28 protein-coding genes are annotated in these 26948 nt (G+C 32.5%); 13 read left to right on the top strand and 15 right to left on the bottom strand.

Features of this window, described 5'->3' with window-relative positions; all coding sequences use genetic code 11:
- The first annotated feature begins 35 nt into the window (after nt 1-35).
- The 5 genes from murQ (at nt 36) to SYN6308_RS06105 (ending at nt 5362) form a co-directional block, all read left to right on the top strand.
- A complete protein-coding gene (gene murQ / locus SYN6308_RS06125) occupies nt 36-929 on the top strand; it encodes an N-acetylmuramic acid 6-phosphate etherase (protein ID WP_017293560.1) in 894 nt (297 codons plus the stop codon).
- A gap of 263 nt (nt 930-1192) precedes the next feature.
- Nucleotides 1193-2770, top strand: coding sequence for a site-2 protease family protein (locus SYN6308_RS06120; RefSeq protein ID WP_017293559.1), 1578 nt, complete (start codon nt 1193-1195; stop codon nt 2768-2770).
- A 244-nt stretch (nt 2771-3014) separates the two neighbouring features.
- Nucleotides 3015-3422, top strand: a complete 408-nt coding sequence (locus SYN6308_RS06115) for a hypothetical protein (RefSeq protein ID WP_017293558.1) — start codon at nt 3015-3017, stop codon at nt 3420-3422.
- A 10-nt stretch (nt 3423-3432) separates the two neighbouring features.
- Complete coding sequence (locus tag SYN6308_RS06110; RefSeq protein WP_017293557.1) at nt 3433-4704, top strand: glutamate-5-semialdehyde dehydrogenase; 1272 nt, start codon at nt 3433-3435, stop codon at nt 4702-4704.
- Nucleotides 4705-4927: 223 nt separating this feature from the next.
- Nucleotides 4928-5362, top strand: coding sequence for an Hsp20/alpha crystallin family protein (locus SYN6308_RS06105; RefSeq protein WP_017293556.1), 435 nt, complete (start codon nt 4928-4930; stop codon nt 5360-5362).
- Nucleotides 5363-5505: 143 nt separating this feature from the next.
- On the opposite strand, the gene SYN6308_RS06100 is transcribed toward SYN6308_RS06105, so the two are convergent.
- The 6 genes from SYN6308_RS06100 to SYN6308_RS06080 form a co-directional block, all read right to left on the bottom strand.
- Nucleotides 5506-6246: a DUF3120 domain-containing protein gene (locus SYN6308_RS06100; RefSeq protein WP_017293555.1), complete on the bottom strand. Its 741-nt coding sequence runs from the start codon at nt 6244-6246 to the stop codon at nt 5506-5508.
- Nucleotides 6247-6439: 193 nt separating this feature from the next.
- Nucleotides 6440-9814, bottom strand: a complete 3375-nt coding sequence (locus SYN6308_RS06095; protein ID WP_017293554.1) for a helicase-related protein — start codon at nt 9812-9814, stop codon at nt 6440-6442.
- Between the two features lie 79 nt (nt 9815-9893).
- Complete coding sequence (locus SYN6308_RS25440) at nt 9894-10190, bottom strand: sigma factor-like helix-turn-helix DNA-binding protein (RefSeq protein WP_272943056.1); 297 nt, start codon at nt 10188-10190, stop codon at nt 9894-9896.
- A 66-nt stretch (nt 10191-10256) separates the two neighbouring features.
- Nucleotides 10257-11489, bottom strand: a complete 1233-nt coding sequence (locus SYN6308_RS23285; RefSeq protein WP_017293552.1) for a sigma-70 family RNA polymerase sigma factor — start codon at nt 11487-11489, stop codon at nt 10257-10259.
- 82 nt (nt 11490-11571) lie between these two features.
- A complete protein-coding gene (locus SYN6308_RS06085) occupies nt 11572-11913 on the bottom strand; it encodes a hypothetical protein (protein WP_017293551.1) in 342 nt (113 codons plus the stop codon).
- Between the two features lie 16 nt (nt 11914-11929).
- The gene (locus SYN6308_RS06080; RefSeq protein ID WP_017293550.1) at nt 11930-13207 is read right to left on the bottom strand and encodes a hypothetical protein; all 1278 of its coding nucleotides are present in this window, start codon (nt 13205-13207) and stop codon (nt 11930-11932) included.
- A gap of 140 nt (nt 13208-13347) precedes the next feature.
- On the opposite strand from SYN6308_RS06080, the gene SYN6308_RS06075 reads away from it, so the two are divergent.
- Nucleotides 13348-13791, top strand: coding sequence for a lysozyme inhibitor LprI family protein (locus SYN6308_RS06075; protein ID WP_017293549.1), 444 nt, complete (start codon nt 13348-13350; stop codon nt 13789-13791).
- A gap of 1 nt (nt 13792) precedes the next feature.
- On the opposite strand, the gene rimK is transcribed toward SYN6308_RS06075, so the two are convergent.
- Nucleotides 13793-14701: a 30S ribosomal protein S6--L-glutamate ligase gene (rimK, locus tag SYN6308_RS06070; RefSeq protein ID WP_017293548.1), complete on the bottom strand. Its 909-nt coding sequence runs from the start codon at nt 14699-14701 to the stop codon at nt 13793-13795.
- A 257-nt stretch (nt 14702-14958) separates the two neighbouring features.
- On the opposite strand from rimK, the gene SYN6308_RS06065 reads away from it, so the two are divergent.
- The 6 genes from SYN6308_RS06065 (at nt 14959) to SYN6308_RS21880 (ending at nt 19125) form a co-directional block, all read left to right on the top strand.
- Complete coding sequence (locus SYN6308_RS06065; protein ID WP_017293547.1) at nt 14959-16179, top strand: vWA domain-containing protein; 1221 nt, start codon at nt 14959-14961, stop codon at nt 16177-16179.
- 29 nt (nt 16180-16208) lie between these two features.
- Entirely contained in the window at nt 16209-16451 is a 243-nt protein-coding gene (locus SYN6308_RS21890) for a type II toxin-antitoxin system RelE/ParE family toxin (RefSeq protein ID WP_017293546.1), read from the top strand.
- Between the two features lie 149 nt (nt 16452-16600).
- Entirely contained in the window at nt 16601-16855 is a 255-nt protein-coding gene (locus tag SYN6308_RS06055) for a hypothetical protein (protein ID WP_017293545.1), read from the top strand.
- On the top strand, nt 16848-17147 hold the full coding sequence (locus SYN6308_RS06050) for a hypothetical protein (RefSeq protein WP_017293544.1): 300 nt from the start codon (nt 16848-16850) through the stop codon (nt 17145-17147). The genes SYN6308_RS06055 and SYN6308_RS06050 overlap by 8 nt, the downstream gene beginning before the upstream one ends.
- 37 nt (nt 17148-17184) lie before the next feature.
- A complete protein-coding gene (locus tag SYN6308_RS23280) occupies nt 17185-18564 on the top strand; it encodes a protein kinase domain-containing protein (RefSeq protein ID WP_017293543.1) in 1380 nt (459 codons plus the stop codon).
- A gap of 357 nt (nt 18565-18921) precedes the next feature.
- Nucleotides 18922-19125, top strand: a complete 204-nt coding sequence (locus tag SYN6308_RS21880; RefSeq protein ID WP_017293542.1) for a hypothetical protein — start codon at nt 18922-18924, stop codon at nt 19123-19125.
- A gap of 217 nt (nt 19126-19342) precedes the next feature.
- On the opposite strand, the gene SYN6308_RS06035 is transcribed toward SYN6308_RS21880, so the two are convergent.
- From SYN6308_RS06035 to cysE, 7 genes are all read right to left on the bottom strand, one after another.
- Nucleotides 19343-20923: a serine/threonine protein kinase gene (locus SYN6308_RS06035; protein WP_017293541.1), complete on the bottom strand. Its 1581-nt coding sequence runs from the start codon at nt 20921-20923 to the stop codon at nt 19343-19345.
- Between the two features lie 58 nt (nt 20924-20981).
- Complete coding sequence (locus tag SYN6308_RS06030) at nt 20982-21425, bottom strand: hypothetical protein (protein ID WP_017293540.1); 444 nt, start codon at nt 21423-21425, stop codon at nt 20982-20984.
- 253 nt (nt 21426-21678) lie between these two features.
- Nucleotides 21679-22005 carry a DUF760 domain-containing protein gene (locus SYN6308_RS06025; protein ID WP_017293539.1) on the bottom strand — a complete coding sequence of 109 codons (327 nt, stop codon included), beginning with the start codon at nt 22003-22005 and terminating at the stop codon, nt 21679-21681.
- 101 nt (nt 22006-22106) lie between these two features.
- Nucleotides 22107-22598, bottom strand: a complete 492-nt coding sequence (scpB, locus tag SYN6308_RS06020; RefSeq protein WP_017293538.1) for an SMC-Scp complex subunit ScpB — start codon at nt 22596-22598, stop codon at nt 22107-22109.
- Nucleotides 22599-22777: 179 nt separating this feature from the next.
- The gene (locus SYN6308_RS06015) at nt 22778-24346 is read right to left on the bottom strand and encodes a S8 family serine peptidase (protein ID WP_017293537.1); all 1569 of its coding nucleotides are present in this window, start codon (nt 24344-24346) and stop codon (nt 22778-22780) included.
- Nucleotides 24347-24419: 73 nt separating this feature from the next.
- Entirely contained in the window at nt 24420-24623 is a 204-nt protein-coding gene (locus tag SYN6308_RS06010; RefSeq protein ID WP_017293536.1) for a heavy-metal-associated domain-containing protein, read from the bottom strand.
- A gap of 43 nt (nt 24624-24666) precedes the next feature.
- Complete coding sequence (gene cysE, locus SYN6308_RS21875) at nt 24667-25353, bottom strand: serine O-acetyltransferase (protein WP_017293535.1); 687 nt, start codon at nt 25351-25353, stop codon at nt 24667-24669.
- A gap of 219 nt (nt 25354-25572) precedes the next feature.
- On the opposite strand from cysE, the gene SYN6308_RS21870 reads away from it, so the two are divergent.
- Complete coding sequence (locus tag SYN6308_RS21870) at nt 25573-25911, top strand: hypothetical protein (RefSeq protein WP_017293534.1); 339 nt, start codon at nt 25573-25575, stop codon at nt 25909-25911.
- 105 nt (nt 25912-26016) lie between these two features.
- Here SYN6308_RS21870 and xth read toward each other — a convergent pair whose 3' ends face one another.
- Nucleotides 26017-26805: an exodeoxyribonuclease III gene (gene xth / locus SYN6308_RS05995; protein WP_017293533.1), complete on the bottom strand. Its 789-nt coding sequence runs from the start codon at nt 26803-26805 to the stop codon at nt 26017-26019.
- Nucleotides 26806-26948 lie beyond the last annotated feature (143 nt).

Raw genomic sequence — 26948 nt, 5'->3', positions numbered from 1 at the left:
TTCCATTCTCCATTATCCATTCTCAATTATTTATTATGAATCGTGGTCATTTATTAACAGAACAGATTAACACCGCTAGTGTTAATTTAGATCAACTTTCGGCTTTAGAAATCGTTGATTTATTCAATCAAGAGGATCAAAAAACCATTGATGCGATCGCACAAGCACGACAGGAGTTAGCTCAAACCATCGACATCACCGCTCAATCCTTACGCAAGGGAGGGCGTTTATTTTACATTGGAGCGGGTACTAGCGGACGTTTAGGGGTGCTTGATGCCGCCGAATGTCCCCCCACCTTCTGCACAAATCCCGACATGGTACAGGGCATTCTAGCCGGGGGAGAATCCGCTCTGGTTAAGAGTTCGGAAGCCCTTGAAGATCGATCGGAAGATGGGGCTACTGCTATGCTCGATCGATCGATCGGTAATTTAGATGTTGTAATTGGAATTACCGCAGGAGGTACAACTCCCTATGTACATGGTGCGCTGGAAGAAGCGAAAAAACTGGGGGCAGTTACGGTTGCCATCAGTTGTGTACCAAAAGAGCAAGTTACCATTTCTGCGGATATTGATATTAGATTGCTGACAGGGGCGGAAATTTTAGCAGGTTCAACTCGTTTGAAGGCAGGTACGGTTACAAAAATGGCACTGAACATTATTTCTACGGGAGTGATGGTAAAGCTAGGTAAAGTTTACGGCAATCGCATGATCGATGTTTCTGTAACTAATAGTAAACTAGAAGATCGAGCCTTGAGAATTATTAGCGATTTGACAGATTTGAGTCGGGAGGATTCGATCGAACTGTTAAAAGCCAGTGGATATAAGGTAAAATTAGCATTATTGATGCACTGGAGTCAGAAAACTAAAGACGAAGCCGAAATTTTATTAACAAAAAATGATGGTAACTTGCGTAAAAGTCTTTTAACTTAAACTAAATTTTATGCAAGAATTTTTTATAAGGGTAGTTTTTAGGTGTTGGATATTATGAGTTTAATTTAATTTAATTTAAAGGGTTAAAACCATGTTAGGGTTGAATATTATTCAACCCCTACGAATCGATAAAATATAATTTCTTAGTTCAATTTATTGAACGTTTACTATTAGCCTCATCAATTTATTGTGAGGCGATCTATGATACCATTCTATTAATTAAAGATTGTTTTTAAAACACTATTTTTTATTCACTATAAATCATGTTTAATTTATCACAAAATTTTGTAATTATAGCCATTATTTTAGTGGCTATAGGTCTTATTCTTTGGGGTTATAATCGAGCAAAACCTTACGGAGAAATTGGCATTTTAGCTTGGTTACAATCCATAAGTTTAATGACTCCTTGGCTAGTATTTTTTGCATTATTAGCCACAGGAGTTTACTTGAATATCATTGCTATTATTTTACTATTAGTTTTATCATCAGGTTTTTATATTTATTTAGGTAACTTAATTAGGAAAAAAGCGACAGAAAAAGTTGATTCAGAAAAGTTAGAAACATTCAAACAACAATTAATTTCTGCACTAGAAAAAACTGATTTAGTAGAGCAAATGACATCAGAAAAAAAACCCTCAAACCCGAATGAGCCAGTGAAGATAAAAGAGAATAATTATCCTCTTAAAATCGAACAACAACTACAAGTAGATTTTAAGCCCATTGATGAAGATGATTTAAAACAAATTAAAACAATTTTTGGTATTGATACCTTTTTTATTACCGAAACTATCCCCTATCAAGAAGGAGTTATTTTAAAAGGTAATTTAAGAGGAGACGCTGAGTTAATCCATAGTAATTTAACAGAAAAATTAAAGACAAAATTAGGGGAAAAATATCGTTTATTTTTAGTGGAAACTCCTGAAGGAAAACCTGTTGTGATCATTCTACCTAGTACTAATGATCCAAAAACAACTACCCTTGCTCAAAAAAATCTGGCTTTAGTATTATTGTTAGCAACAATTTTTACTAGCATGGAAGCGATCGCATTGCTGTTAGGATTTGATTTAGTCGGAAACTGGAATCGTTATGTCGAAGTTTTACCTTTATGTATTGGTTTATGGGTAATTTTATTAAGCCATGAAATGGGACATCAGATTATTGGAGCTAAAAATAATGTTAAAATTAGCTTACCTTTCTTTTTGCCTACCATTCAAATCGGCAGTTTTGGGGCGATTACTCGTTTCGAGTCTCTGATTCCTAATCGATCAGTATTATTTGATATTTCTTTTGCAGGACCTGCCACTGGGTTTGCAGTATCTTTAGGGATGTTATTATTAGGCTTGGGGATGTCCACTATGGGCGGTACTTTTGAAATACCTACTAACTTTTTTCAAGGTTCAATTTTAGTGGGTATTTTAGCGAAGTTATTTTTTAATTCTGCCTTACAAGGAGACAGTGTAGCTGTTAATCCTTTGACGATTTTAGGTTGGTTAGGATTAGTTATCACCGCGCTTAACTTGTTACCTGCTGGGCAACTCGATGGCGGTAGAATTATTCAAGCTATCTATGGTCGAAAAACCTGTCGCCGTGCTACCATTGGCACATTAATTGTTTTGGCTATTGTGAGTATTTTAAATCCTATCAACTCTTTACCCTTCTATTGGGCGATCGTAATCTTATTTTTACAAAGAGACTTAGAACGTCCTAGTCTTAACGAATTAACAGAACCTAATGATACCAGAGCCGCATGGGGATTAATATTAATTTTCTTATCTTTAACAACTCTGATTCCCATAACTCCCAGTTTAGCAAGTCGTTTAGGTATTGGTATTGGTTTATAAAGCTCAACCCCCTCTAAGTTTACTAGGGGAGAGGGGAAAAGACAAGGTTGTTTCATTCTTAAACCTTTATTATTAAAGGTTTCTTATATCAAACTTAGGTAATTTAAAAGTTTGACATCGAATTCAGGTATTTAGTATTAAGTGTCGCAGTTTAAAATCAAAAAATTTACCTAAAACCTAAAACCTAAAGCCTAAAACCTTGTCTTTACCAATAAATTTTATAATTTACTGAGGTACAAATATTGTGCGTTGGCAAAAAAAAATCGTTAAAATCGACTTAAATTGTGAGTATCCTTGCCCTTGTCGTCGTAAAGGGCGATTATTACCTATTATCTTAACGGAAGCTATGGGGTGCGATCGATGTCAACAAATTTTTGTAGTAACGGATGAAGAAGAATGTATCGAACAATTAACCCCTAGTTATCCGTACAAAAAAAAATGGCGTTGGAATGGTAAAGCATGGATGTTAACTCAAAAACCTTGGCAGGAAAGTTATTTTTATCTTACCCTGAGTTGTTTTCTAGCCTCCATACTTATTTCTATTCCCTTACTCATCACTCTTAATGGGGGAGTTAAGTTAATTTCTGGTATCATATTAGGACTAATCTTAATCCTACTATGTATTTCTTTGTGGTTAGCTTATCGCCGTTAAAATCAAGAATATGAAAGATAATTCTACACAAAAAACAGCTCTCATTGTACAACAAGCTCATCAAGCCTTCGTACAAATGAGTAATATCAAAGGAATTGAACGCTCTCAAGCTGTCTTAAACATGGCGATAAAGCTGGAAGAATGCCTAGATGATATTTTACAAGCAAATACCCTTGATTTGGAAATCAGCAAGGAGATGGCTGTGCCAGATTTGATTCTGGAATGGTTGAAGTTAACACCTCAAAGACTGAAAACTGCGATCGAAATATTAAAGACATTAGCTGAATTACCTGATCCCTTTCAAAAAGTAATTAATTCCCCTTATCAAGTCACCTACAGTCAAAATTACTCTCAATTAATGCCTTTAGGGGTGATTGCTTTAATTTATGAAGCCTTACCAGAGTTAGCAATTATTACCGCAGGTTTAGCCATCAAAACAGGAAATACTATCATTTTGAGAGGTAGTAGTGAAGCCAGTAATACGAATACCATTATCACCCAAGTTTTACAAGTAGCATTAGAAGATGCGAATTTTCCTGCCAGTTGTTTACAGTTTCTCCCCTCAGAAGAAGGTTATTCCATCGAAGATTTAGTAACATCAGATCAATATATTAACCTCATTATCCCTTACGGTCGTCCTAGTTTAATTCAAAAAGTCACCCAATTAGCCACCGCACCAGTGTTAAAATCCGCCATCGCTAATTGTGGTTTATATTGGTCATCTTCTGGTGACTTAGATTTAGTGCGTCATGTGATTATTGATAGCTACAAAAGTATTCCCGATCGAGTCAATGCCATAGAAAAAGTACTAATCAATAAAAATCATAGTTTAAATTCGATCGTGAGACTATTTAACCATCTCAAAGAACAAAAATTCAACCTTTTTGGAGATGAAAATTTAGTCGCCGATTTTCCCGATTATCTTAAACCGATTAAACCTAGCCAATGGAATCAACCCCTATTTAATCATAGTATTGCCTTTCGTACCGTTGACGATCTCAATGATGCTATTGTCTGGATTAATGAATATAGTAGTGGTCATGCAAATTGTATCATAACAGACTCCTATCAAGAAGGAAGAATATTTGCCATGGAAATCGATAGCGCCCTAGTCTATGTCAATTCTTCCCCTCGTTTTTATCGTTATCTACCCGGTAGCAATTCTGTTTTTTTAGGTATTTCTAATCAGAAAGGACATCGTAGGGGATTAATTAGTTTAGAAACCTTTACCACTCTTAAACAAATTGTTATGGGAGGAGGAGAAATCCTCAGTAACAATTAAAGTCTTTCATTAGAAATTACCCATATTTTAGGTAGAGATATAAATAATTTAGGTAGAGACATAAAATTTTACGTCTCTACAATGGTTTTAAATATATTAGGGTTAAACCTACCTTGAATTTTCGGTTTACCCTCCTCTCAACAAAATAAAATTATGACATTATAAAAATAACAATCAAAGTTAAATAAATAATCATTAAATTAGTTATTAGGAGGAAATAAATATGTCCTTAGTTCGTTTTTATCCCTTATCTGACATCAACAGTTTACACCGTCAAATGAATCGACTTTTTGACGAAATTACCTCTTGGGATACCCCTAACAATTCCTTAGTAAAACCTGCGATCGAACTATTTGATAACTATAATAGTTTAACATTAAAAGTATTATTACCCGGAATCAATAAAAAAGATATTGATATTAGTGTCACCCATGACATGGTAAAAATTAGTGGCGAATATCGCCATCAAGAAGAAAATAAAGACAACGGTTACTATATTTCTGAATTTAATTATGGTAAATTTGAAAGAACTATTAATTTACCTGTTGCCATTCAAAACGAAAAAGTAACCGCCGATTATTTCGATGGTATCTTAACCCTTAATTTACCTAAAGTAGAGGAAGTAAAAAACAAAGTGTTTAAAGTTAATTTAGCCTAAGAAAATAAACCTAGTTTAGAGGCAAATGAAAATTAAAAACTAGAAATAAATAGAGTTATCCTAGGGGTTGAATAATATTCAACCCCTACAGGGTTTTAACTTATTTCAATTCTCCATTTTCAATTCTCCATTCTCCATTATTCTTAACTTATTCCCACATAGGCAGCAACAAGGAATAAAGCATCAGTGAAAATAGTACTTAAAACAGCACCAGCAAAGGCTATATAGTGGATTTCTTTTTTTACTAAAGCATATAAACTTATCGCTAACAAAACATTTGCCAATAATACAGCCCAACTAATTCCCCAAGGAGTCTGGACTTGTACGATCGCACCTTGTAAAATAGGTTTAACTAAGGTAGGATCAGTAATCATTAATTCTCGCCAATAGGGTACTAAACCAGCGATATAAAAGTATAAATCAGTTATCGCAGTACCGATCAACGAGCCTAGATAGAAATAGTTACCGATTAAACCCCAACCTTTCCAGATACACCATAAAGCAAAGGGTAAACCAATGGCTTCAATGGGAATATGAATAGCAGGATTTTCTCGCAACCATCCCCAATATATTGAACCACAAAGCCAACTCCAACTAAAACCCCATAACATATCTCCCCAGATATAAGATTCTGATTTACGTTTTAAGATAAAACTTAATCGAAACCATACAAAAGTTAATAATAGACTTAATAGGGGAAAAAGCCTAACTAAAGGCGCTTGAAAAAACACTGGAATAGACACTAAAAACGCCGAGGCGAAGAAAACGAAGACGTTTTGACGCTTTTGTTTTTGCCACCACCAACTGAAAAGAAAATCAAAAAAATTCTCTCTGACGGTAGGGAAAAAAGTAGTTAACTGTGAAAAAAGGGTATGATTTAACAAGATTGCTTAAAATTTCTTTACTTATCGTTACTTAATATAGATTATCTTAAGGGTAAATCTCAATAGGGTTGTGTCAAAAAGTTTTTGCTAAGATTTTTACTCTATTTATAATTATCCCCCCCATAGGCATAATTATAACGTAACTAAGTTTAAAATAAATGAATAATTAGCTCATAACCCATATTAAAATTGATTATTCAGGTTTAAACCATTGATAACAGACTAATTGAATCTCCTCTCTTTTGATAATTTTTATCGGATTTTCTTGATCTTCAATTTCATCATAGTAGCCACTATCAGTAAAAAGCTGATTTAATTCTATTACCAAAATATTGGGAGTTTTATGTTGTTTTAAATTACTCCATATTTTTTTTATTTCTTTATCTAAACTTTTTAAAGGAATATTATCAATAACTTTTAAAATATCTTTAATAATATTCTGATTATCTATCTTTAAATCTGGTTTTTTAAGAAGGTTAACAATAGCAGTTAAAGTTGTATTTAAAGATGGTTTTACCTTTCTAGCAGTCTGTTGTTTCTTAAAATAAGTTAAGATTTGATCAACAGCACTTTCTAACACTGGGAAAATAGCACTATCAAAAGCTACTGGCGATAAATTATCGGGGTTAGGATAATCGGATTGATTACATTTAAGATAATTAAATATTTTCCGTTTATCTGTAATCATTTTATCTTCATCGGTGACAATCGAACCATTAAGACGAGGGAATAGTTGCCAGAAGTGTTTATCATCAGATTTAAACGCTAAAAAAAGTCCTCCTTCTTTAAAGTTTTTGTCAGGTATATTTAAGTTTTTAGTACTATGAATACCTAATGGGATTTCTTCTACTAATTCTTGTCCTACTTGTTGGATAAATTCAATTAAAGGCAATTTCATCTCATCGAGGGATACTAACTCGATTTCTGCTTCTAATTCCTCTAAAATAGCCTGTTTTTCTGCGTCTGTATCAGCTTTTTTTAGTCTCTCTAATTGTTCTAAACTTCTGCCTGTTATAATTTCTCCTAATACACTGGCATCTAATCCTACTTCTCGATCGATGGTAGCAATTCTATCTTGTAGTCTTTTCACTAACCCCAATAACACCTCTAATCCTTCTTCGGGGAAGCAGTTATAGATGTAGAGGGTGTCATATTCTGTACCGAGTCGATCGATTCTTCCAGCCCTTTGAATCATTCTGACAGGATTCCAGTGTAAATCATAGTTAATTAATATTCCTGCATCCTGCAAATTTTGCCCTTCTGACAGTACATCAGTACAGACTAAAATATCGATGGGATTTTGTAATAATTGCTGTAACTGTTCTAATTTTTGTTGAGGATTATCGTTGCTAAGATTGGCTTTTGGGGCGAAACGGTTAACTTTTTCTTGTCTTTGCTGACTACTGCTATCTCCTGTCAAAATATCAATTTTGGGATTATCTAATTGACTCAGGAAATATTGATCTTTTATTAATTCTTGATAGAGATATTTAGCAGTATCTTTATAGTAACTAAAAACTAATATTTTTTTCCCTTTAAGTTTAATTAATAAGTTTTTAAATGCCTTTAATTTTTCATCATAATGAGGTATGACTCCCTCTCTACCCTCTTTCATAAGGTAGGAGTTAGGGGACGTACCTATTTGTAAGGACGATTTAGGAGTAGATTCGTCTTGTTTTTCTAAGGATTTAGGTAGATTATTTTCTATTTGGTTAATTTGCTCTAATATTTGATTAAGTAGCCTTAAATCGTGTTCGATGTGTTGTTGTAACTCTGGTAAATTGTATTGTTTAGCATCTATTTCTTCTAATTGTTGAATGATGTCTGTAACGGTTATATTTTCTTCTTCATCTTCAAGGGCAAGGATTAACTTTCTAAAGTTTTTACTATCTAATAATTTACCTTCTTTGGTTAGTAATTGGTAAAATTTTTCTTGGAATTGTTTTTGATTAGTTACTGTCTTTTTAAAGGCAATTAAGCTACTTTCAAATCTTTTTAAATATAGTGCTTTTTGCAAATTGACTAAGGCATAATTTCTTTTAACTTCTGCTTCATCAGTTTGAACTTTTTTGAGTTTAAATGATTTAATATTATAGGGTGATAAATTTAGTTGATCGATGCTGTTAGCAATGCCAATATATAAACCCTGATATTCGGCTTCAAAGTTATAGGTAAATCTTTCTAATTCTCTTTTGGGAAAATGAATTTTTGTACCTGCAATAATAATTTCTTCTCCTGCTTCTTGTCTTCTAATTACATCTTGACGGCTTCTTCTCACCATCGTTTGAAATAACAATTCGGTGATTTCTGTTTTGCCTTGATGTAAGGCTTTAAAATAACCGTTTAAGTTACTAATTCCGTATTCTCGATAATAACTTTCATTACCTCTAGCTAAGATTAATATTTGATGATATAGGTCATAAACGCTATTATTAATAGGCGTTGCCGTTAACATTAATATCTTTTTATTTCTGTTACCACTATTAACTAATTTGAGGAGATTATTATAGCGATTTGTACCACTATTTCTAAAGTTATGTCCTTCATCAATAACCATTAAATCATAATAAGAATAGCGGTTTAAATTAAAATCTTTTCTACTTATTTCTTCATGAGAGATAATATCAGCTTTTAAGCCAAATTCATCCAGTTTTTTCCGCCAGACTAATTCCCTTAATTGGGCAGGGCAAATTACCATTACTTTTGGTATTTTATTAGGTTTTCTTTCCGTTATTAAATAATGTTCAATGACTCTTAACCCGATATAGGTTTTACCTAACCCAACGGCATCGGCAACGATACACCCTTGATGTTTTTCCATCAGTCTGATAGCTTTTTTGAATCCTTCTTTTTGAAAATCTGCTAAGTCAACTCCTGTGATATTTCCTTCATTAATGTTGGTATCTTCTTTAAATAATTCGTATAATGCCTTGATAAATACTTGATAGGGGGTATAGGCTTTACTGCCAAATTTTGAGGCGTTTAAGGTATCTATTAATTTCTGTTTATAATTAATATCGACACTATGATCATGCCAAAATCTTTCAAACCAATTATTTCTTAAATCACGGGCGATCGCACCTATTTTATTAACAATATTTAATTCACTATTAGCTTTTAATCCTGCTGGAGTAAAGTTAGATGAACCAACGATACTGTACTCATCAAAAATATAGGCTTTGGCATGAAGAAACTGGTTTTTATCTCCTAATGCACCGAACAATCTTACTTCTATTTTATCTTGTTGTAAATACTCAATTAGTCGATCTATTTGTTGTTTATAATTGACATTAAAGGGATTTTCTTCTAATTGCTGTTGTAAAGTTTTTCTATAATACTTTAACAAGTCTATTCGATCGTTTTCAGCAGGACGAATAGCTGGATCTCTACCGATTAGAAGACGGAGAGAGTTAAGTTTATTCATAGGAGATTCTAAACTTATCCATGCTTCAATGCGGAAAAAGCCCGTAGCTATATCAAGGGTTAATTGGTTGTTATCTTCAATTATGATAGCCAAAACCGATTCAAGAGTGTAATTTTTATTATCAATATAATCAGGTAAGTTCATAATTTTTAATTCATTAAAAATAACTAAAAAGGTTTTTGAAAAATTAAAATATTAAGGATTAAGTTAAGTATTATTTATACTAAGTGAATACTAACTCTTCATTTTTTTGATTATTCAATTTGATTGTTTCTAATAATTTTTCTTTTTCTTGCTGTTCCTGTTTTTCTTTTTGTTCTCTAATTTTTGTTTCCTCTATTTCCAAAAAAACTTTTGGATTGTCAATTAATTTTTTAATTTTAATCATAGCTTTATCTTGAATTTGTCTTATTCTTTCTCGGCTAACTCCCAAAATATTAGCAATTTGTTGTAAACTTTTTTCCTCATTATCATCTAATCCAAAACGCATAATAAGGACTTTTTTTTCTTTTTCAGAAATTAGATTTAAAATTTTTTTTATAAATTCAGTATCATTCCAATAATTGATTTCATATTCTTGAGATTGCTATATAATAAAATTTATTAATAAAGTATTATCTTCTTCCTCATTTCTAATTCTTTGATCTAATGATAAAATATTGTTAAAATAACTAAATTTTTCTAAGAATTCTTCTTTTGATTCACCTAAATATTTTATTATATTACTTGTGCTAATAATTTGATTTTTAGCTATTAAATCTCGATAGGCTTTTTTTATTTGTTGTTGATACTCCCATAAATGAATGGGCAATCTAATAACTCTATTATAATTACATAAATAACGAGTAATTGCTTGTCTTATCCACCAATAAGCATAAGTAGAAAAACGATAACCTTTAGTGGGATCGAATTTTTCAGTCCCTCTGATTAAACCGATACTACCTTCTTGAATTAAATCTAATAAATCTAAATTAGGAGAATTATATTTTTTGGCGATGGAAACCACTAAACGCAAGTTTGCTTCTACCATTTTACGCTTCGCTTTTTCCCCTTGACTAATTTTAATAACAAGATGTTTGTAACTAATTTTTACAAATTCTGCCCATTCTTTTGTAGTAGGTTCTTGACTTAATTGTTTCTTTAAAGTTTCTCTTTTTTTCTCAAGTAGTACTAACTCTTGAATTTGTTTTGATAAAATAATTTCCTGTTCTTGGCTCAAAAGAGGAATTTTACCGATTTCTTGAAGATAAAAACCTAATGAATCAGTAGATAATTGATTTCTTTTCTTGGCTTCTCTATTAATATTTTTAATAGCTATTTCCTGTCGTTTATTCAATAAATTTAGATCATTTTCAGTGATAGTTAAAGATTTGATAAAATGTAAAGTACTTAAATCAACTTCTTGTAGATTAACCACAGTGGTATTAATTTCTACTCTAAAATTATAATTTTCATCAAATTTGCCAGAAGATTTAACAAAAACTAAATTTTTATAGGCGACTGTACCAATTACTAAAAAATCAGAAGAACGATTGCTAATTTGTTTACTAATAGATTCGATACGAGGTAAATAAATACTAGATGATACCCATGTTGAATAATCTAATTCAAATAAAACTACTTGTAAATCTGAGTTTTTTTCACTAGCAATTAAATAGGCTTTTTTTATGGCATAATAATTAGTAGATGAAAAAGTAAATTTTTCAATATCAATAGGTTCATTAATAATTGTATAATTGAGTTTTTTAAATAAATCAGCAATATCTTCAGATGAACTAATTAACTCTAAATCTCTAACTTTTAATTCTTCTTTTATCATTGTTTTATCCCCTTTTTTTATACTTTTTTAAGTTACTTACCTAATTTTAAAAATTATTAGGCAAGTATAAAAATCTTAATTTTTAACCGCCAAATTGTCGATCGGTCAATAACTTAAATCCGCCTACCATGGAGACGATCGATAAGAAAAATTGCCATAAACTGGTAGGATTTAAAATAGCTCGGCTACTGTAAATAACAAAAACTACCCCAAAACCAATTAAAATCCAACTAAAAAATTTAGCAGTTTTAGGAAACATAAATAAGCCAATAACACCAGTAGTTAAGGAGAAAATGGAGACATCGGCGGCAATACCACGCCAAAAATATGGACTTGTATTAGTGGTAAATATGATATTTCTTCCTAATAAATAAATACCTAAAAGCATCAATGCGATTCCGATTAATTGATAGATAAATTTCATGATTTTTACTCCGTGATTAATTATTTAAGTAAGGGTTATTTTGTAAGTTAATTTGTTCGAGATAATTCGGGATTAAGTTTTGAGCGATATTATGTAAATATCTTTGAGAATCCATCAAAAGAAACAAAATTTTTAGATCATTTGGATTCTTAATTTTTTTGTTGAGTTTATGATTTTGCCAATGAAAGTAAAGATTTTTGGTGAATCCAAAAGCATAAAAGTTTTCTCCTTCTTGAAGAAAGTATAACCCAGCTTTACGAGGTAATTCATTTTTATTGATAAAATCAATTTTAGGAAAATAATCGAAGTTTAAATCGTTAAAATTTTCTTCTTTAGTAAAATAGAATAAATCAAAGATAAAACTAGCAAAATAAACAAAGTCATAATGCAAAAAACCAAGCTCCATACAGTGATGTTCTATTTCTTCTAAAAATTCAGTTCTGAGAACAAAGTATTCGGAGTTTATATAACCTGAAATATTCGCTTCTCGATCGTCTTCATCTTCTAAAAAAGTTCTGATGTCAATATCTCCCTCGATCATTAATAACTGACGGTCATACCATTCTCTCCACCATTGTTTAACTTTTTTTGCTGATAAACTCGATTTTTGAAAAGAAAAATGCTCCTCTAAGGCTTTTTTTAAGGGGGTATATGACTCAGGATACATCATTGATATTTCTTCAGAGTTAGAGGGCAATGGTTCTAAATCAATGTTAACAATTCCTAAGTGTTTTAATTCCGTTAATTGAATAGATTGATCTATGGGTTCGATCGAGCTTATTTTTGTTTTTGATGATAAAATTTGAGGATTTATGGTATCAATAATTTCCCCTTCAATGGTGTCCGTAACATTATCATTTTCAAAATAAAAATCAATGTGATAATTAATTTTTAGATACCCTGTTTTCCATGGTTTTCCCGGTTCTAAAACCTCGATTTTTCTGACTCCTTGAAAAAACTCTCCCAAGGAATTACCATCTAATCGCGCCATGGAAAGTTCCCGTTTTATTTCTTCTAACCATTGAGAAGCAACCTTAACGGTATTGCGTAATTTCGGATTAGCATGATCTATGTAAGGCTTAATGATCACATTGTCGTTATTAAAATTTTCCTCAAAAGAAGAATAATCCCAATTTCCTTCTGCAAAGTTTTTTGGTTCATAGGTCATTTCACCTGTCTTACTCTTAGTAATCTCAAGATTAATCGCTTGACGGCAAACTTCAGACCAATTTGCCTCCACCAAAGCCATTTCTTCTTTCAAATCATCATTAATATAGATATTGATACTCGCCATAGTTTTATTTACTTTTATATTTTCTATTATGCGTATAAACTATGCACATAGCAAGGGGGATAAAAAAAATACCCTAGAAAAATAAGGTATAATCTTCTCAGAGACTTGGTTATAAGATTTTAATATTTTTTATGTAATTTATGAATAAGATATTTGGTTTCGCTTTTTGCACTTGTTTAACCTTAATGATTCCCTTAGATTCATTGATAGTTCGATCACGAAGTGGCGCTGCGCGATCGAGGGATATTCCTCCAGAAGATCAAGATTGGTATGGTTTTATGGAAACAGAAGATACTAATTTAGGTATGAAAATTAAAGGAGGAGAAGCCATGGAAGTATTAAATCAAAGATTAAATGAAATAATAACAAAAATGAATTTATCCTTAGATTCAGAAGCTCAAAATTTATTACGAGAATCCCAATCAACATGGGTTAATTATGCTCAAAAAAAATGTGAATTTATGAGTGATAAATATAGAGGAGGAACTCATCAAGGTTTAGCCTATAGTTATTGCTTTATCGGTGAACAAGTCAACCGTATTAAAGAATTAATTGCTATAGAAAACGATCGAGATAATTTCTAATTTAAAATTGAATACGATCGCGCACACTATTCCCAACTTCCACATTTTTTTCGATAAAGTCAATAATTTTATCGGCGACATCAATTTGACTCGCCTTTTCAATGCCTTCTAATCCGGGGGAAGAATTAACCTCCATGACGACAGGACCATGATTCGATCGTAATAGGTCAACTCCTGCTATTCTTAAACCCATAGCCTTCGCTGAACGAATAGCTGTACTTCTTTCCTCTGGGGTAAGTTTGATTTTTTCCGCTTTGCCACCTCTATGTAAGTTCGATCGAAAATCTCCTTCGGGTCCTTGTCTTTTCATCGCCGCTACAACTTTATTACCCACCACAAAACAACGAATATCTGCACCCCCTGCCTCTTTAATGAACTCTTGTACCAAAATATTGGCATTTAATCCCTTAAAGGCTTGAATTACAGACTTTGCCGCCTGATAAGTTTCCGCTAAAACAACCCCAATGCCTTGAGTGCCTTCTAATAACTTGATTACTAAAGGTGCTCCCCCCACCGTCTCGATTAAACCATCAATATCTTCCGTGTCATGGGCAAAACCCGTCACAGGTAATCCGATGCCCTCCCGTGCTAAAATTTGTACACAACGTAATTTATCCCTCGATCGAGAAATCGCCTGAGATTCATTGGCACTAAATACCCCCATCACCTCAAATTGTCTTACCACCGCCAAACCATAAAAAGTTTTAGAAGCACCAATCCGAGGTATCACCGCATCAAAATTTTCCAAAGGCTTCCCACCATAAACCACCGTTGGCTTATGGGAGGTAATGTTCATATAGCATCTAAGGTAATTAACCACCTTCATTTCATGTCCTCGTTTCTCCCCCGCCTCTTTAATTCTTCTAGTAGAATAAAGACTATGATCTTGAGACAAGATAGCTATTTTCATAAAGTATTCTTAACATAACCAGCTTTTTTATCTTTTCTATTGTACAACCGCTTATCCTTTTCCCTATTTCTTCATCGATAAAATGATCTCATTTCAAGTAACCTAAGTGAAGGGAAGATGTTAGGTATTAGGTTAAAGAATAAAAAAATCAAGGTTTTGAGACTTTACCCCCTAAATTTGGTTTAATTGAAAACTCACGGAAGAAGCTAAATTCTGACATAATTTAAGGAAAAATAGGAAGTAATCATGAAACTATTATGTTTAATCTTGAATGCCAATGGGATCGATCGAACAAACTTAGTTCAAGTGTATCAGAGCATATATTGCGTGTGAGAATCAATCCTGATACTGCAACTACTACCGCCGAAGGTTTACCCCTGAGAATCGCCATCGCCCTTGATACCAGTAGTTCCATGAATGGTGATAAACTAGCAAAAGCTCAGGAAGCCTGTATCGCTATTGTCAACAATTTAAGACCGATCGATCGTCTTTCCCTCGCCAGTTATAATACGAATGTGATCACTCTGGTTAACAACAGTAATAACAAAACCGAAACGACACAAGCTATTAATAATCTCACCGCTACTGGTGTCACCCGTACCGATTTGGCGTTAAATTGGTTTCGGGAAGTATTACCCCCAGAAAAAGGAGTGGCTAGGGTGGGCATCTTAATCACCGATGGTAACGCTACCGATGCTAAAGGCATGATGTTAGATGATCCTAGCTCGATCGTGCTTCAAGGGCAAGAAATCAGTCAAAACGGCATAGTCATCGACACCGTTGGCTTAGGGGATGCCAGTAATTTTAATACCGCATTTCTCACGGATTTATGTGCAAAGGGCAAAGGTACGTTTATTTATGCCGATAATTTAGCTAATTTTCAGAGTCTTTTAACCACCAGATTAAGCAGTTTTCAAACAGTGGCACTGGAAGGAGCAAAATTAAAATTAAATCCGAAAAATCAGGTAAAATTAAAAGGTTTTTATTGTTTACGTCCCGATTTTTTATCCTTAGAAGAAGTGCTAAAAAATGAGTTATTATTAGGTACAATTCACACAAATTGCTTTACGGATATTTTAATTTCTGTAGAAGTTCCTCCTGCTGATTTTGGTAATAGTAACGGAGAAAAAGAAGTCTTAGAAATAGACTTAATCACCGCAGAAAATAATTCGATCATCAAGCAAATTACTACTTTAAATTATACGGGTTCTTATAAAGAAATCCAGCAAATTAATGAAGACGTTGATCAAGATTTATTGCGATGGAAATTGAAGATTTATAGTACAGAATTAACGAAAACAGTCGATCCCAATAAAACAGGAGAGTTATTAATTAATATGCAGGTAAATGCCACTAAAATAGGAGAAAAAGAATTAGCCAAAACCGTAGCTTCAACCCTAGATAATTTGCAAAAAAAAGGACAATTAACCCCTCATCAAACCACCAGTTTATTGAGAGATACTCGACAAATTAACTAACAAAATAAAGTCTTTTAAATACAAGGAAAATGGTGCATTACCTTATTCCTTGTTGCTATATAAAATCTGTTAAAAAATTTTCAGGTATAGAAAGATCAGCTTTGAAACGTTTGCGTATTCTTGATAGTGCTGAAACTTTAGAAAGTTTAAGGGCTTTGCCAAGTAATCGTTTAGAGGCTTTGAAAGGCGATCGAATTAGTCAATATCTAAATAATCAGTTAGATTTTATTGTTCCTTACCATAAATTAAAACAACATTTATCTCTTAATTAAAAATATAATAATTCTTAAAAATTTCCTAAAAGAGACTTTAGCTATTACCTTATCAATTTCTGGCTAATCGATCGAATTGACCTAAATTTGATCAAAGATTAGATATAATTGCTATAATACTATTATTATTATTTTCAAACTTAAACATTATGGATGGTATTCAATATATTGTTAATGAAGAAGGAGAAAAAAAAGCCGTTGTTATTGATTTAGAAAAATTGGGTAATTTATGGCTAAATTTTTATGCTCAAATAGACAAAAAAATTGACGATGATCAAGAAAATTGGTTAAATGATCCTACAGTACAAAATGACTTAGATCAAGCCCTTGAATGGAATTATAATAATCCCCCTCAAGTCTCTAATTTAGATGAAATAGCTACTAAATTAAACATTTATGAATAAAGTTTTACTTGATCTAAATAACCCGATTTTTCAAAAACATTTATTTAATTTATCTAAATCAGATTTAATTAGTGTATTTAAAACCCTAAAAAAAATATCTAATTTGACATGGGAACAATTATATCAAGATCAAGGGTTAAAATGGGAAAAAATCAAAAATCAAAAAGGAAAAAAAACAGAAAATTTATACACTCTTAGGATAACTCAAAAATGTCGATCGATCGCCGTTAGAGAAGGAGATTATTTACGTTTATTATCCTTACACACTGATCATGATTCTGCTTATAAATAATTCATATTACATTAAATAGTATTTTTATATAGATAATATGAATAATAAATTCTTATTCAAAATCTTAGAAGGGCAAAATATCGACAATAAATATTACCTCAAAAGGTTATTAGGTTCGGGGAGTTTTGGTGGTGTATATTTAGCGGATGAAGTGGTTAGAGATAGATTTATTCGAGAATTGGCGGTTAAATTAATTATCACTGATAACCCTGATAAACAGTTAGATGAATTGATTTTTTCTACTACCTTAAAACAGCCTAATTTACTCGATTGTTATACCTGCGGAGAATGTGTATTAAATAATTTTGAATTTCTCTATTTATTGATGGAAAAAGCAGATTATAGTTTGGAAGATGAGTTGAAAAAAGGTAAATTACCAGAAGAAGAAGTTAAACAATTAGTATTAGATATAGCCAAAGGATTGGATTATTTACACAGTCAAAAACCCGTCATTGTCCATCGAGATTTGAAACCCGGAAATATTTTAAGGGTAGGGGATAAATGGAAAATATCGGATTTTGGTTTAGTCAGAAGTGTGCAAAATAATTCCACTAAAACCACCACGTTGATGGGTTCGATGGGTTACGCACCTCCCGAAGCCTACGAGGGCAAAATCTCCTCGGCTTGGGATATTTGGTCATTGGGAGTGGTTATTTATGAAGCGTTAACGGGGGAATTGCCTTTTAATAGTGAAACTCCTTTAGCGTTAATGCAGGAAGTGGTAAATAAGGAAGTTAATGTGAGTAAAATCCCTCAATTCTGGCAAAATATCATTGAATGTTGTTTAAATAAAGAAAATAATAATCGTTTTACTATTAATCATTTACTAGAAAATTTAGAGAATAAAATTAATCTAAATGATCAAGAAAAAGAAGAGATATTTACCTCTATAGAAATTAAAGAAAATATTGTTGATTCCTCTTTAGAAAATGCTAAAACTTATTTTAACAGTGCTGAAGAATACAGAAATTTAAAACAATATGAAAAAGCCATTATTGATTATACCAAAGCTATTGATTTAGACCCTAATTATACAGATGCTTATAATAATCGTGGTATTGCTTATAAGAATTTAAAACAGTATGAAAAAGCGATTATTGATTATAGCAAAGCTATTGAATTAGATCCTAATTATACGTCAGCTTATAATAATCGTGGTTTAGCTTATGATGATTTAAAACATTACAAAAAAGCAATTATTGATTATACTAAAGCTATTGAAATAGATGCTAATTATGCAAATGCGTATAATAATCGTGGTGTTGTTTACCAGAATTTACGGGAATATAAAAAAGCAATTATTGATTATACAACTGCTATTAAATTAAAACCTAATTTACAAATTGCTATTAATAATAAAAATGCTTTAGATGCAAAAATGAAAATACAAAAAAATGGTTTCTTTTCTAAAATATAAAAAAGAATTATTTAACTAACTTCAGTATTTTAGAAAATATCACAGAAACAATGGATATGACTATATTTAATGAAATAAAGGTTAAAACCCTTACTACAAACAAGAGTAAATCTATAATAAATTGATTGCTCGATCGAACTAAGTTAGGTATGATAAAACTTTAATGAAAATATAGACAAATATATACAAATAATGTCAAGTATTAGCTGAAAATCTGATAAAAAAAGAGAATTGTTCTTAATTTCCTTCATTTTATAGTAACATTAAATTATCATTACTCCCCTTGATTGGATTATTCAGTTAGTCGAAAGACATATTATTACAAAAACTCACTCTTTTTGGTCATCACTAGATCAAGTGTGTTTTGCTTCTAAAAATCTGTACAATAAAGCTAACTATAATATCCGACAAAGCCTGATTTTTTGTGGAGAATTTTCGAGCTATAATCTCCTTGATAAAGTCTTAAAATCAACTCCTGAATATCGAGCATTACCAGCTAAAGTCGCTCAACAAACCCTGAGAAACTTAGAACAAAAGCTGAATAAATCAGAAGACTATTAAAATCAAAGGTTTAGATATAATACATTAGTGAAAAAGTGCGCTGTTTTGAGGATTTTTATTCAAAAATTCGACACTTTTGACCTATTTTTTAAATACAACTATACTCATTCTATCTATCAACAGCATAAAAATCTTGATGTTTCAGTATTTCTCCTATCTCCTGTCTCCTGACTCCTTTCTCCTATCCTCATCAAAAGAATTTTTCAGCAACCCCTAATTATTTATAGCTTTCGGCTAACTTTTGCAAAATACGAGGTTTTAGTCTTTCAAATTCATCCCTTAATCTTTTACGACTTAAATTAGCGTCTCCTTTATCATTAAAGTTACTGGTGTTTTTAATCCAATCTTTCATAATCGTACACTGATTAGATGCGATCGTGGAAATCATACTGTGTTGACACTTCTCAGGTTCTTCAATAGCAAAAAAGAGGATTTTATAACTACCTAATTCCGCCAAAGAAGCTACTACCTGACGAGAACTTTCACTTTTTAAATCTAAATAACAAGGTAGCCAACGAGGACCATGAATCGGATTATAAATAACGGTAATCCATAAAATCATCGGATGAGGTGAACTTAAAAACAGAAACTGATTATAACGAATACTAACTATACGATTTAAAATATCTTGTTTATCTAACATTACCCACAAACTAGGATAAGTCTCCGTTTGAGTGTTAACGATACGAGGAAAAACAATTTTTTGTATGGGTTTATTTTTAGGCCATGTGAGTTTTGTATCTTTCGTTATTTTAGATTGAGACTTTTTGTTGGAAGGTGAAACCACTGTCTCGGAAAATTCTGTTTTATCTTGATTTTGATCACTTTCTTTTATTTGTTTTTGTTGCTCTTGATGCCCTTGATCTGCAACAATAGTTTCTTGACCTGAATAACTGGTCATTTTATCCCTATTATTGCGATTATTTTCCTTTTCTATTCTTTCGATTACCCTTAAAATTTCTGCGACGGTTTGAGGTCGATCGTTCCTAGATTTTGCCATACACTTCATGATAATATTTTTTAAATCTGAAGGTATTTTTAAATGGGCTTCAAAAGGGCGAGGTTGAAAATCATGATGAGCTTTGTACCATGCCCCAAAAGAGGAAGTTTCAGGTAGAATCGGCATCTCTAGGGTTAACATTTCATACATCATTACCCCTAAACTATAAATGTCCGATCGATTGTCTAACTCCTTACCCTCCATTTGTTCAGGAGAACAATAAGCCAAAGTTCCCATAAATGAATGAGTCTGAGTGGCATTTGCCTGTACTAACTTGGCAATCCCAAAATCGAGAATTTTCACTAACTCCCCTAAAGTGGGGTCTTGCATGACGGAAACATTACTAGGTTTAATATCTCGATGGACAACCTGACAAAGTTCCTTATGCAACATTATGCCACTGTGGGCAGCATCCATCCCCACACAAATTTGACGAGTAATGTAGAGAAATCGTTTCAGTTCTAAGGGTTGAAATTTAATAATGTCACTCAAACTTTGACCTTCTAAAAATTCCATTACATAGTAAGGAACTTCATTGTCATCGATACCGTAATCTCTGACTCGGATAATATGAATACTTTTTTCCCCTAAAAGAGCACTAATAGTCGCTTCTCTTTCAAAGCGATGACGCATTTTTTCGTTAAGTAGAGTTTGGGAGAGAAATTTGACAGCTACGATTACTCCACCTAATACTTGATCTTCGGCTCTATAAACTTGTCCCATAGCACCCGAACCAATTAATTCGATTAACTGGTAACGATCGCCCAATATACGATTATCTTTTTGCCCTAAACTCATGATTTAACTTATATATCAAATCTTAATCTATACCTATTTTGACTCATGTTTACACATTTTAACCATGACGTTCTAAAATTCCTTCTAAAGTATTGTAAAGATGATTACCCGTCATCATACCACTGGTTAGATGATAAGTGTCTTCATCTAAACGGAAAAATGTTTCAAAACCATTTAAACGGCGATTATCTCCTAATACCCAATATCGTTGAATAATGGAATCGGCAGTTAACCAACCTTCCCCTTCTATTTTTTCAAAATCACTCCTTTTTAAAATATAGGTATATTGGGTTCTATGACCGGGTAAAAATCCTTTATATTCATAGCTTATTTCTTTTCGATCGCTTTTCGGAAAAATAATTTTCGTTTTAATGATAAACCAATTTGATTGATCCCATGTGATAATAGTTGCACCCTGAAAAGGAACAGCTACTTGACTTTTATCAAGCCATGTGCCTTTAATAATCCAACTACTAGGTTCTAAAAGAAAAGAATGAGTCATGGAAGTGTTATTTTAACAAGATTTAGAAGAAGAAATTTTATCTATACCTAAATATAAATATATAATATACATGAAAAATGACTCACCCATGGGAAAATCATGACTACTGACCAATTTTTGATGTTAATTGTTTTATTAGTACCCGGATTATTACTTTCATTTCTAGTAATGATTTCTTTTGCTAAAGGCGGTTAAGAATTAAGAATTAACAATTAACAATTTAAAGTTTCCACTACTCACTATTCACTATTTATTAAAAAAGGGAATCGGTGTCAGCGATACTCTCGTCTAAATCTTTCCTTTTTTCCATTTGGCAGAGAAAATAACCTGTCATCATCGCCGATGCTAAGAGATTAGCAAGATTTTGTCGATCGGTAACTATTTGAATATTGAATGCTTCCGAAGGTAAACTACCCAATAAACCTTGTACGTTATGGGTAATAATTTCTCTGACTTCGGGGGTAGCAGATTGTGCGATTCTCTCTAAAGTGTCAGGATGTTGTTTTTGTAAATATTCTACTAAGGTGTTTTTGACTGTCGTTTCTGATTCTCTCTGAAAAAAATTTGAATCAAATACCATTATTTCTTCCCTCTGTTGGAATTTGCCGTTACTCTTTTATTCACTCTTACCATATCATAACTAACGTTAAGTGAAAGATGCTAGATTTTACTATCCATTTCTCATTCCTCATTACCTAATTGATTCATCTCAAAATATTGATAAAATTTGCTAGTAACTTCTAGCCAATACGATCGACCTTCTTCTTGACGGCGTTTGCGGATGAATCCTGCTTCTACTAATTCGTTAACGTGTTGATAGGCACTACTACCTCGTAGATTAATTAAATCACTTTGCAAAATCGGATTTTTGAGGGCAATGGCGGCTAAAGTTTTTAAGGTGCTAGGATTTAACTCAGCGGGGATAAGATGTTCTAAGAGAGATTGATAGCAATTTCTTAATTGTAAGCTATATCCTTGAGGTGTTTCGAGAATTTCTAAGGCACTGTCACGATAGCTATAGTCAGACATCAATTGAATTAAAGCCTCTTGGATGTCATCAATGGATGTTTTGGTTAAGGTAACGAGTTCATCAATGGTGGTAGGTTGTGCTTTAAGATATAGAATTGCCTCAATTTTGTTGGTAAGATTAGGAGAAAATGATTCTAGTTCCATTGAAAAATAGTCAACTCAGATACTAGATTTAGTTTACTTGTGAAGATGAATAAAAGGCAAGTGACAACATACAATCTACAACAAAAAATCTCAAAACCTTGATTTTTCATTCTTTAACCTAAAACCTAACACGCCATACCTAACACCCTAATCGATAAATACTATGAGGCAAACCCTAATTATGATTGCCACGCTAAACCGTAGGATTGAAGGGGATTATTGATTTTTTCCGTGAATTTTACCCGAATTTTATATTCTCCTGTTTTGGGTATGGGGCAGAAAATATGTTCGACACTATCTACTTTACTCACAGATGAACAGACTATTTTTTCCTCTTGATCATTAGTAATTAATTCTAAATCTAAGTTATTTAAACCTCGATCGACAAAAGTTTCACCTATATCGTATTGTAGATTATTATTAAGATCATTTAATTCCACTAAACGATCCCATGCTAAGGTAATAGAAATAAAATGATCAGCTTTTAAAGGTTTTTCAATAACATAATCTTGAAAAGTGTTTTCCTCAATTTCATCATAGTTCCAGCCAATATTAGATACTTTTTTCTTATAACTATGTTGACCAGCTTTTAATTGATTATAGGCTCTCATGGTGTTTAAATGCCCTGTTCCCATTTGCATATCTAAAGGAATTTCGGGATTAGTATAAGCATCACTTTCTAACCAAGTTTGATTTTTTTGGGTGTAAATATTGCGAGTCATACCTAATAATTTACCGTTACCATGATCTTTTAATTTATCGGCGGAATTGAGTAAAATTGCTTTCATTACTTGATGATTGCGATAATCTCTTGTCCATGTATTGAGGTTTTGTTGAAAAAATTTATTTCCTGCTTCATGTAAGAGCGCGATCGAACCTGTAATATGAGGAGCGGCGAAACTTGTACCGCTTACTTTTTCCACTCTACCATCTACGTTATAAACATTAATTTTGCTACCCGGTGCGAGTAAACTAATGCCCCGTCTTGCACCTACATTAATTTCTTGACGAATCAAACCTTTCGCAATACTCATGGGCGCAATACTTAAATTGGCAAAGTCAACTTTACTGAAAATTCCTCCTTTGCGCATACTATAGGCAGCAGTGATACCATTGTAATTATCGGTGGGAATAGGAATACCGCCTAACCCTTGATTTCCTGCCACCACATAAAGAACATTATGGACTCTGGCTGACCAATCCAAACATTGAGTTAATAAAGCGTTACCGTCTAATTGAGGGTTTTGTCGTGCATCTCTTGCCAAAGACTCTCCAAAACTTAAATTGATCGATCGAACACTACCACTATTTTGTAAGGCTATATGTTGCGTTGTCAAACATTCTTCGGGTTGTGCCGCACTTTTTAATGAACCAATGGCCGCCGAATATAAATTAGCTTGGGGGGCAACTCCTCGCAAATCCTTTTGATTACTAATCATCACCGAAGCCACCATCATGGCATGATTATCAATATGACTATTAGGTTCGGCAGGTTGATTGCGGAAAAAAAGCCGTGCGATCGGTAGTTTTTTATGTAGTGGACTTATTTTATCAAGGGCAAATTTTTTGGGTCGTCCAATTTCCACTTGACCGATACTAATTTTATTCCCTTGTAAATTATAAGGGGCTTGGTGTAACCTTAAAACATCAATGCCTTTTTCTGAAAGAGAATCATTTAAACCCCAAGCAGGAAGGACAAAAACCAATAAGTTGACACCTGCCGTTAACCATAATATTTTTTGTTTCATCGACCTATAACAATAAGTAATCAATAATGAAAAATTGGGTTTAAGAAGGGTTAAAACCCTTACTACAAACTAATCAAAACCCCTCATGAACATCATGACCAACATCAATGATTACTTGTTTCATTTCTGAGGGAGTTTTTTGGGTGTCAATTTCCACAACTTTTGTGGCAACATCAATGCGTACGATCGAACTAGGATCATGATTTTGAATAGCCTTAGTAATGGTATTAGCACAAACGTCACAAGCTATGGAAGGTACATTAAAAGTTATAATCATAAATATAAAAATAGTGTCAATTCTAACTGTTATTTTCTAACTGTTATTTGCCGATCCAAGAACTAGAATCAGAACAATAAAACTGTTTTTCGAGGGATTGTTGTTGTAACTCTGTTACCTGTTTTTCTAACTGTTCAATTCGATCTAAAAGAGTCTTAATTACGATCGCCTCTGAATCAGGTAAATTACTATGATCAAGGGGATCAACTTTTACGCCCGATCGATAGACTACACGACCCGGAATGCCCACCACCGTAGAATCAGAGGGAACATCCTTTAAAACCACCGAACCAGCACCAATACGGACATTGTTACCGATCAGAATATTTCCTAATACTTTCGCACCACCACCTATAACCACATTTTCCCCAAGGGTAGGATGACGTTTTCCGCTTTGTTTTCCCGTACCGCCAAGAGTAACACCTTGATAAATTAAACAATAATCTCCAATAATGGCGGTTTCCCCAATTACTACTCCCATACCATGATCAATAAAGACACCTTTACCGATGGTAGCGCCCGGATGGATTTCGATACCAGTAAAAAAGCGTCCGAAATGAGACATTAAACGGGGTATGAGGGGTAATCCCAAATTGTTAAGCCAATGGGAAAAGCGATGAAGCACAAGGGCTTGTAATCCGGGATAGCAGAGTAAAACTTCTAACCAGTTACGAGCGGCGGGATCACGTTCAAAAATAATTTTATAATCAGCGATAAGTGATGAAAACACGATCAGCTAGTTTTTTATAAGGTTTTTAGTTTTTTCATTATAACATAGCACCCTCTTGAGTTCAGGATTCGTAATTACCTTACTTCGACAAAAAAATGAAGATAAGACGGGAATACAGGTGGTAAATTACAACAAAATGCGATCGAGGAGTTAAACAATTTACCAAAAAATTCATCTCATCGAGACAATGTAATTGAGCTAGTCTGTAATTTATTAGCTATGTTAGAATTGAATCAAAAAGAAGGCAAAATGTTAGAATCAGAGGATAAAGAATTAATTATGAAACTATCACCCGTTTACTTAAATAAACTTGCTGAAAATAAACAAATTGGCATTCAAGAAGGTTTACAGCAGGGGCGACAACAAGGTTTACAGCAAGGTTTGGAAATAGGACAAAAAATGTTTATTGAAGGTATTCTTGTTAATCGTTTTGGAAATATTGATAGACAATTAGAGGAAATTATTCCTAAATTATTAAAACTTTCTTCGATCGAAATAGTGCCATTATTATTAAATTTATCTAAGGAAGATTTAATTAAACATTGTAAAGATAAATAACAATATAGCAATCCTCTAAATTGATTGTGAAAATTTTAATTAATGTTTCTTTTATAACTTGATGTTTAAGCCTAAATCTTATTTTAACACAATTACAATTACAATTTAAAATTCACAAATAACAGGAGCATGATCACTTGGTTGAGTTAATTTTCTAGGGGTAATATCGATATAGCAATTAAGGGCTTTTTCTACTAATTTATCGGTTAAATAAATATGATCAATGCGCCATCCTCTATTCTTTGTAAAGCCTCCTTGACGATAATCCCACCAACTATAAAAATTTCCTTCTGAAGTAAATTTGCGGAAAATATCCGTTAAACCAAGAGTTAAGATCGATCGTAAACTTTCCCTTTCAATTTTAGAAGCCATGATATGATTTTCCTTGCCTATAGCTTTATAAATATCTATATCTTCTAAGGCAATATTAAAGTCTCCACAAACTAATAATTCCTCTGAATTTTCCTGTTTTAATACTGTTAAATATTGTTTTAATAAATCTAACCATGCTAGTTTATATTGATATTTTTCAGAATCGATCGAGTTTCCATTAGGTACATAAAGATTAACGATTCTAATGTTATTAATAACACCACTAATTACCCGTTTTTGTTCATCAAAATCATTAACAATATTAGGCGGTAAAATATCAGCAAAACCATATCTAACATCTTCTAAAGGTTGACGACTAAAAATCGCTACACCGTTATAGGCTTTTTGACCATAAATATAAGTATGATAACCTATATCTTTGAATCCTTCTAGGGGAAAATCTGCATCAATAACTTTAGTTTCTTGTAAACAAATGACATCAATGTTATTTTCTATTAACCATTGCTTTACTTGTTCTTGACGAGTGCGAATTGAGTTAACATTCCATGTAGCTATTTTCATTGATTAATTAATTATTGAGAACTTTTTTAGACTATTTTACTATATATAATAAACTTCTTCATAAAAGATTTTGAACAAATCAAATGATTGTAAAGACGTAAAATTTTACGTTTCTACGGAAAATGTGAGGAATATCGAATAAT

Source organism: Geminocystis herdmanii PCC 6308 (assembly GCF_000332235.1).
In the GTDB taxonomy this organism is placed as follows: domain Bacteria; phylum Cyanobacteriota; class Cyanobacteriia; order Cyanobacteriales; family Cyanobacteriaceae; genus Geminocystis; species Geminocystis herdmanii.
Note: the sequence above shows the minus strand (reverse complement) of the source record. Positions and strands in the feature narration are given on the sequence as shown.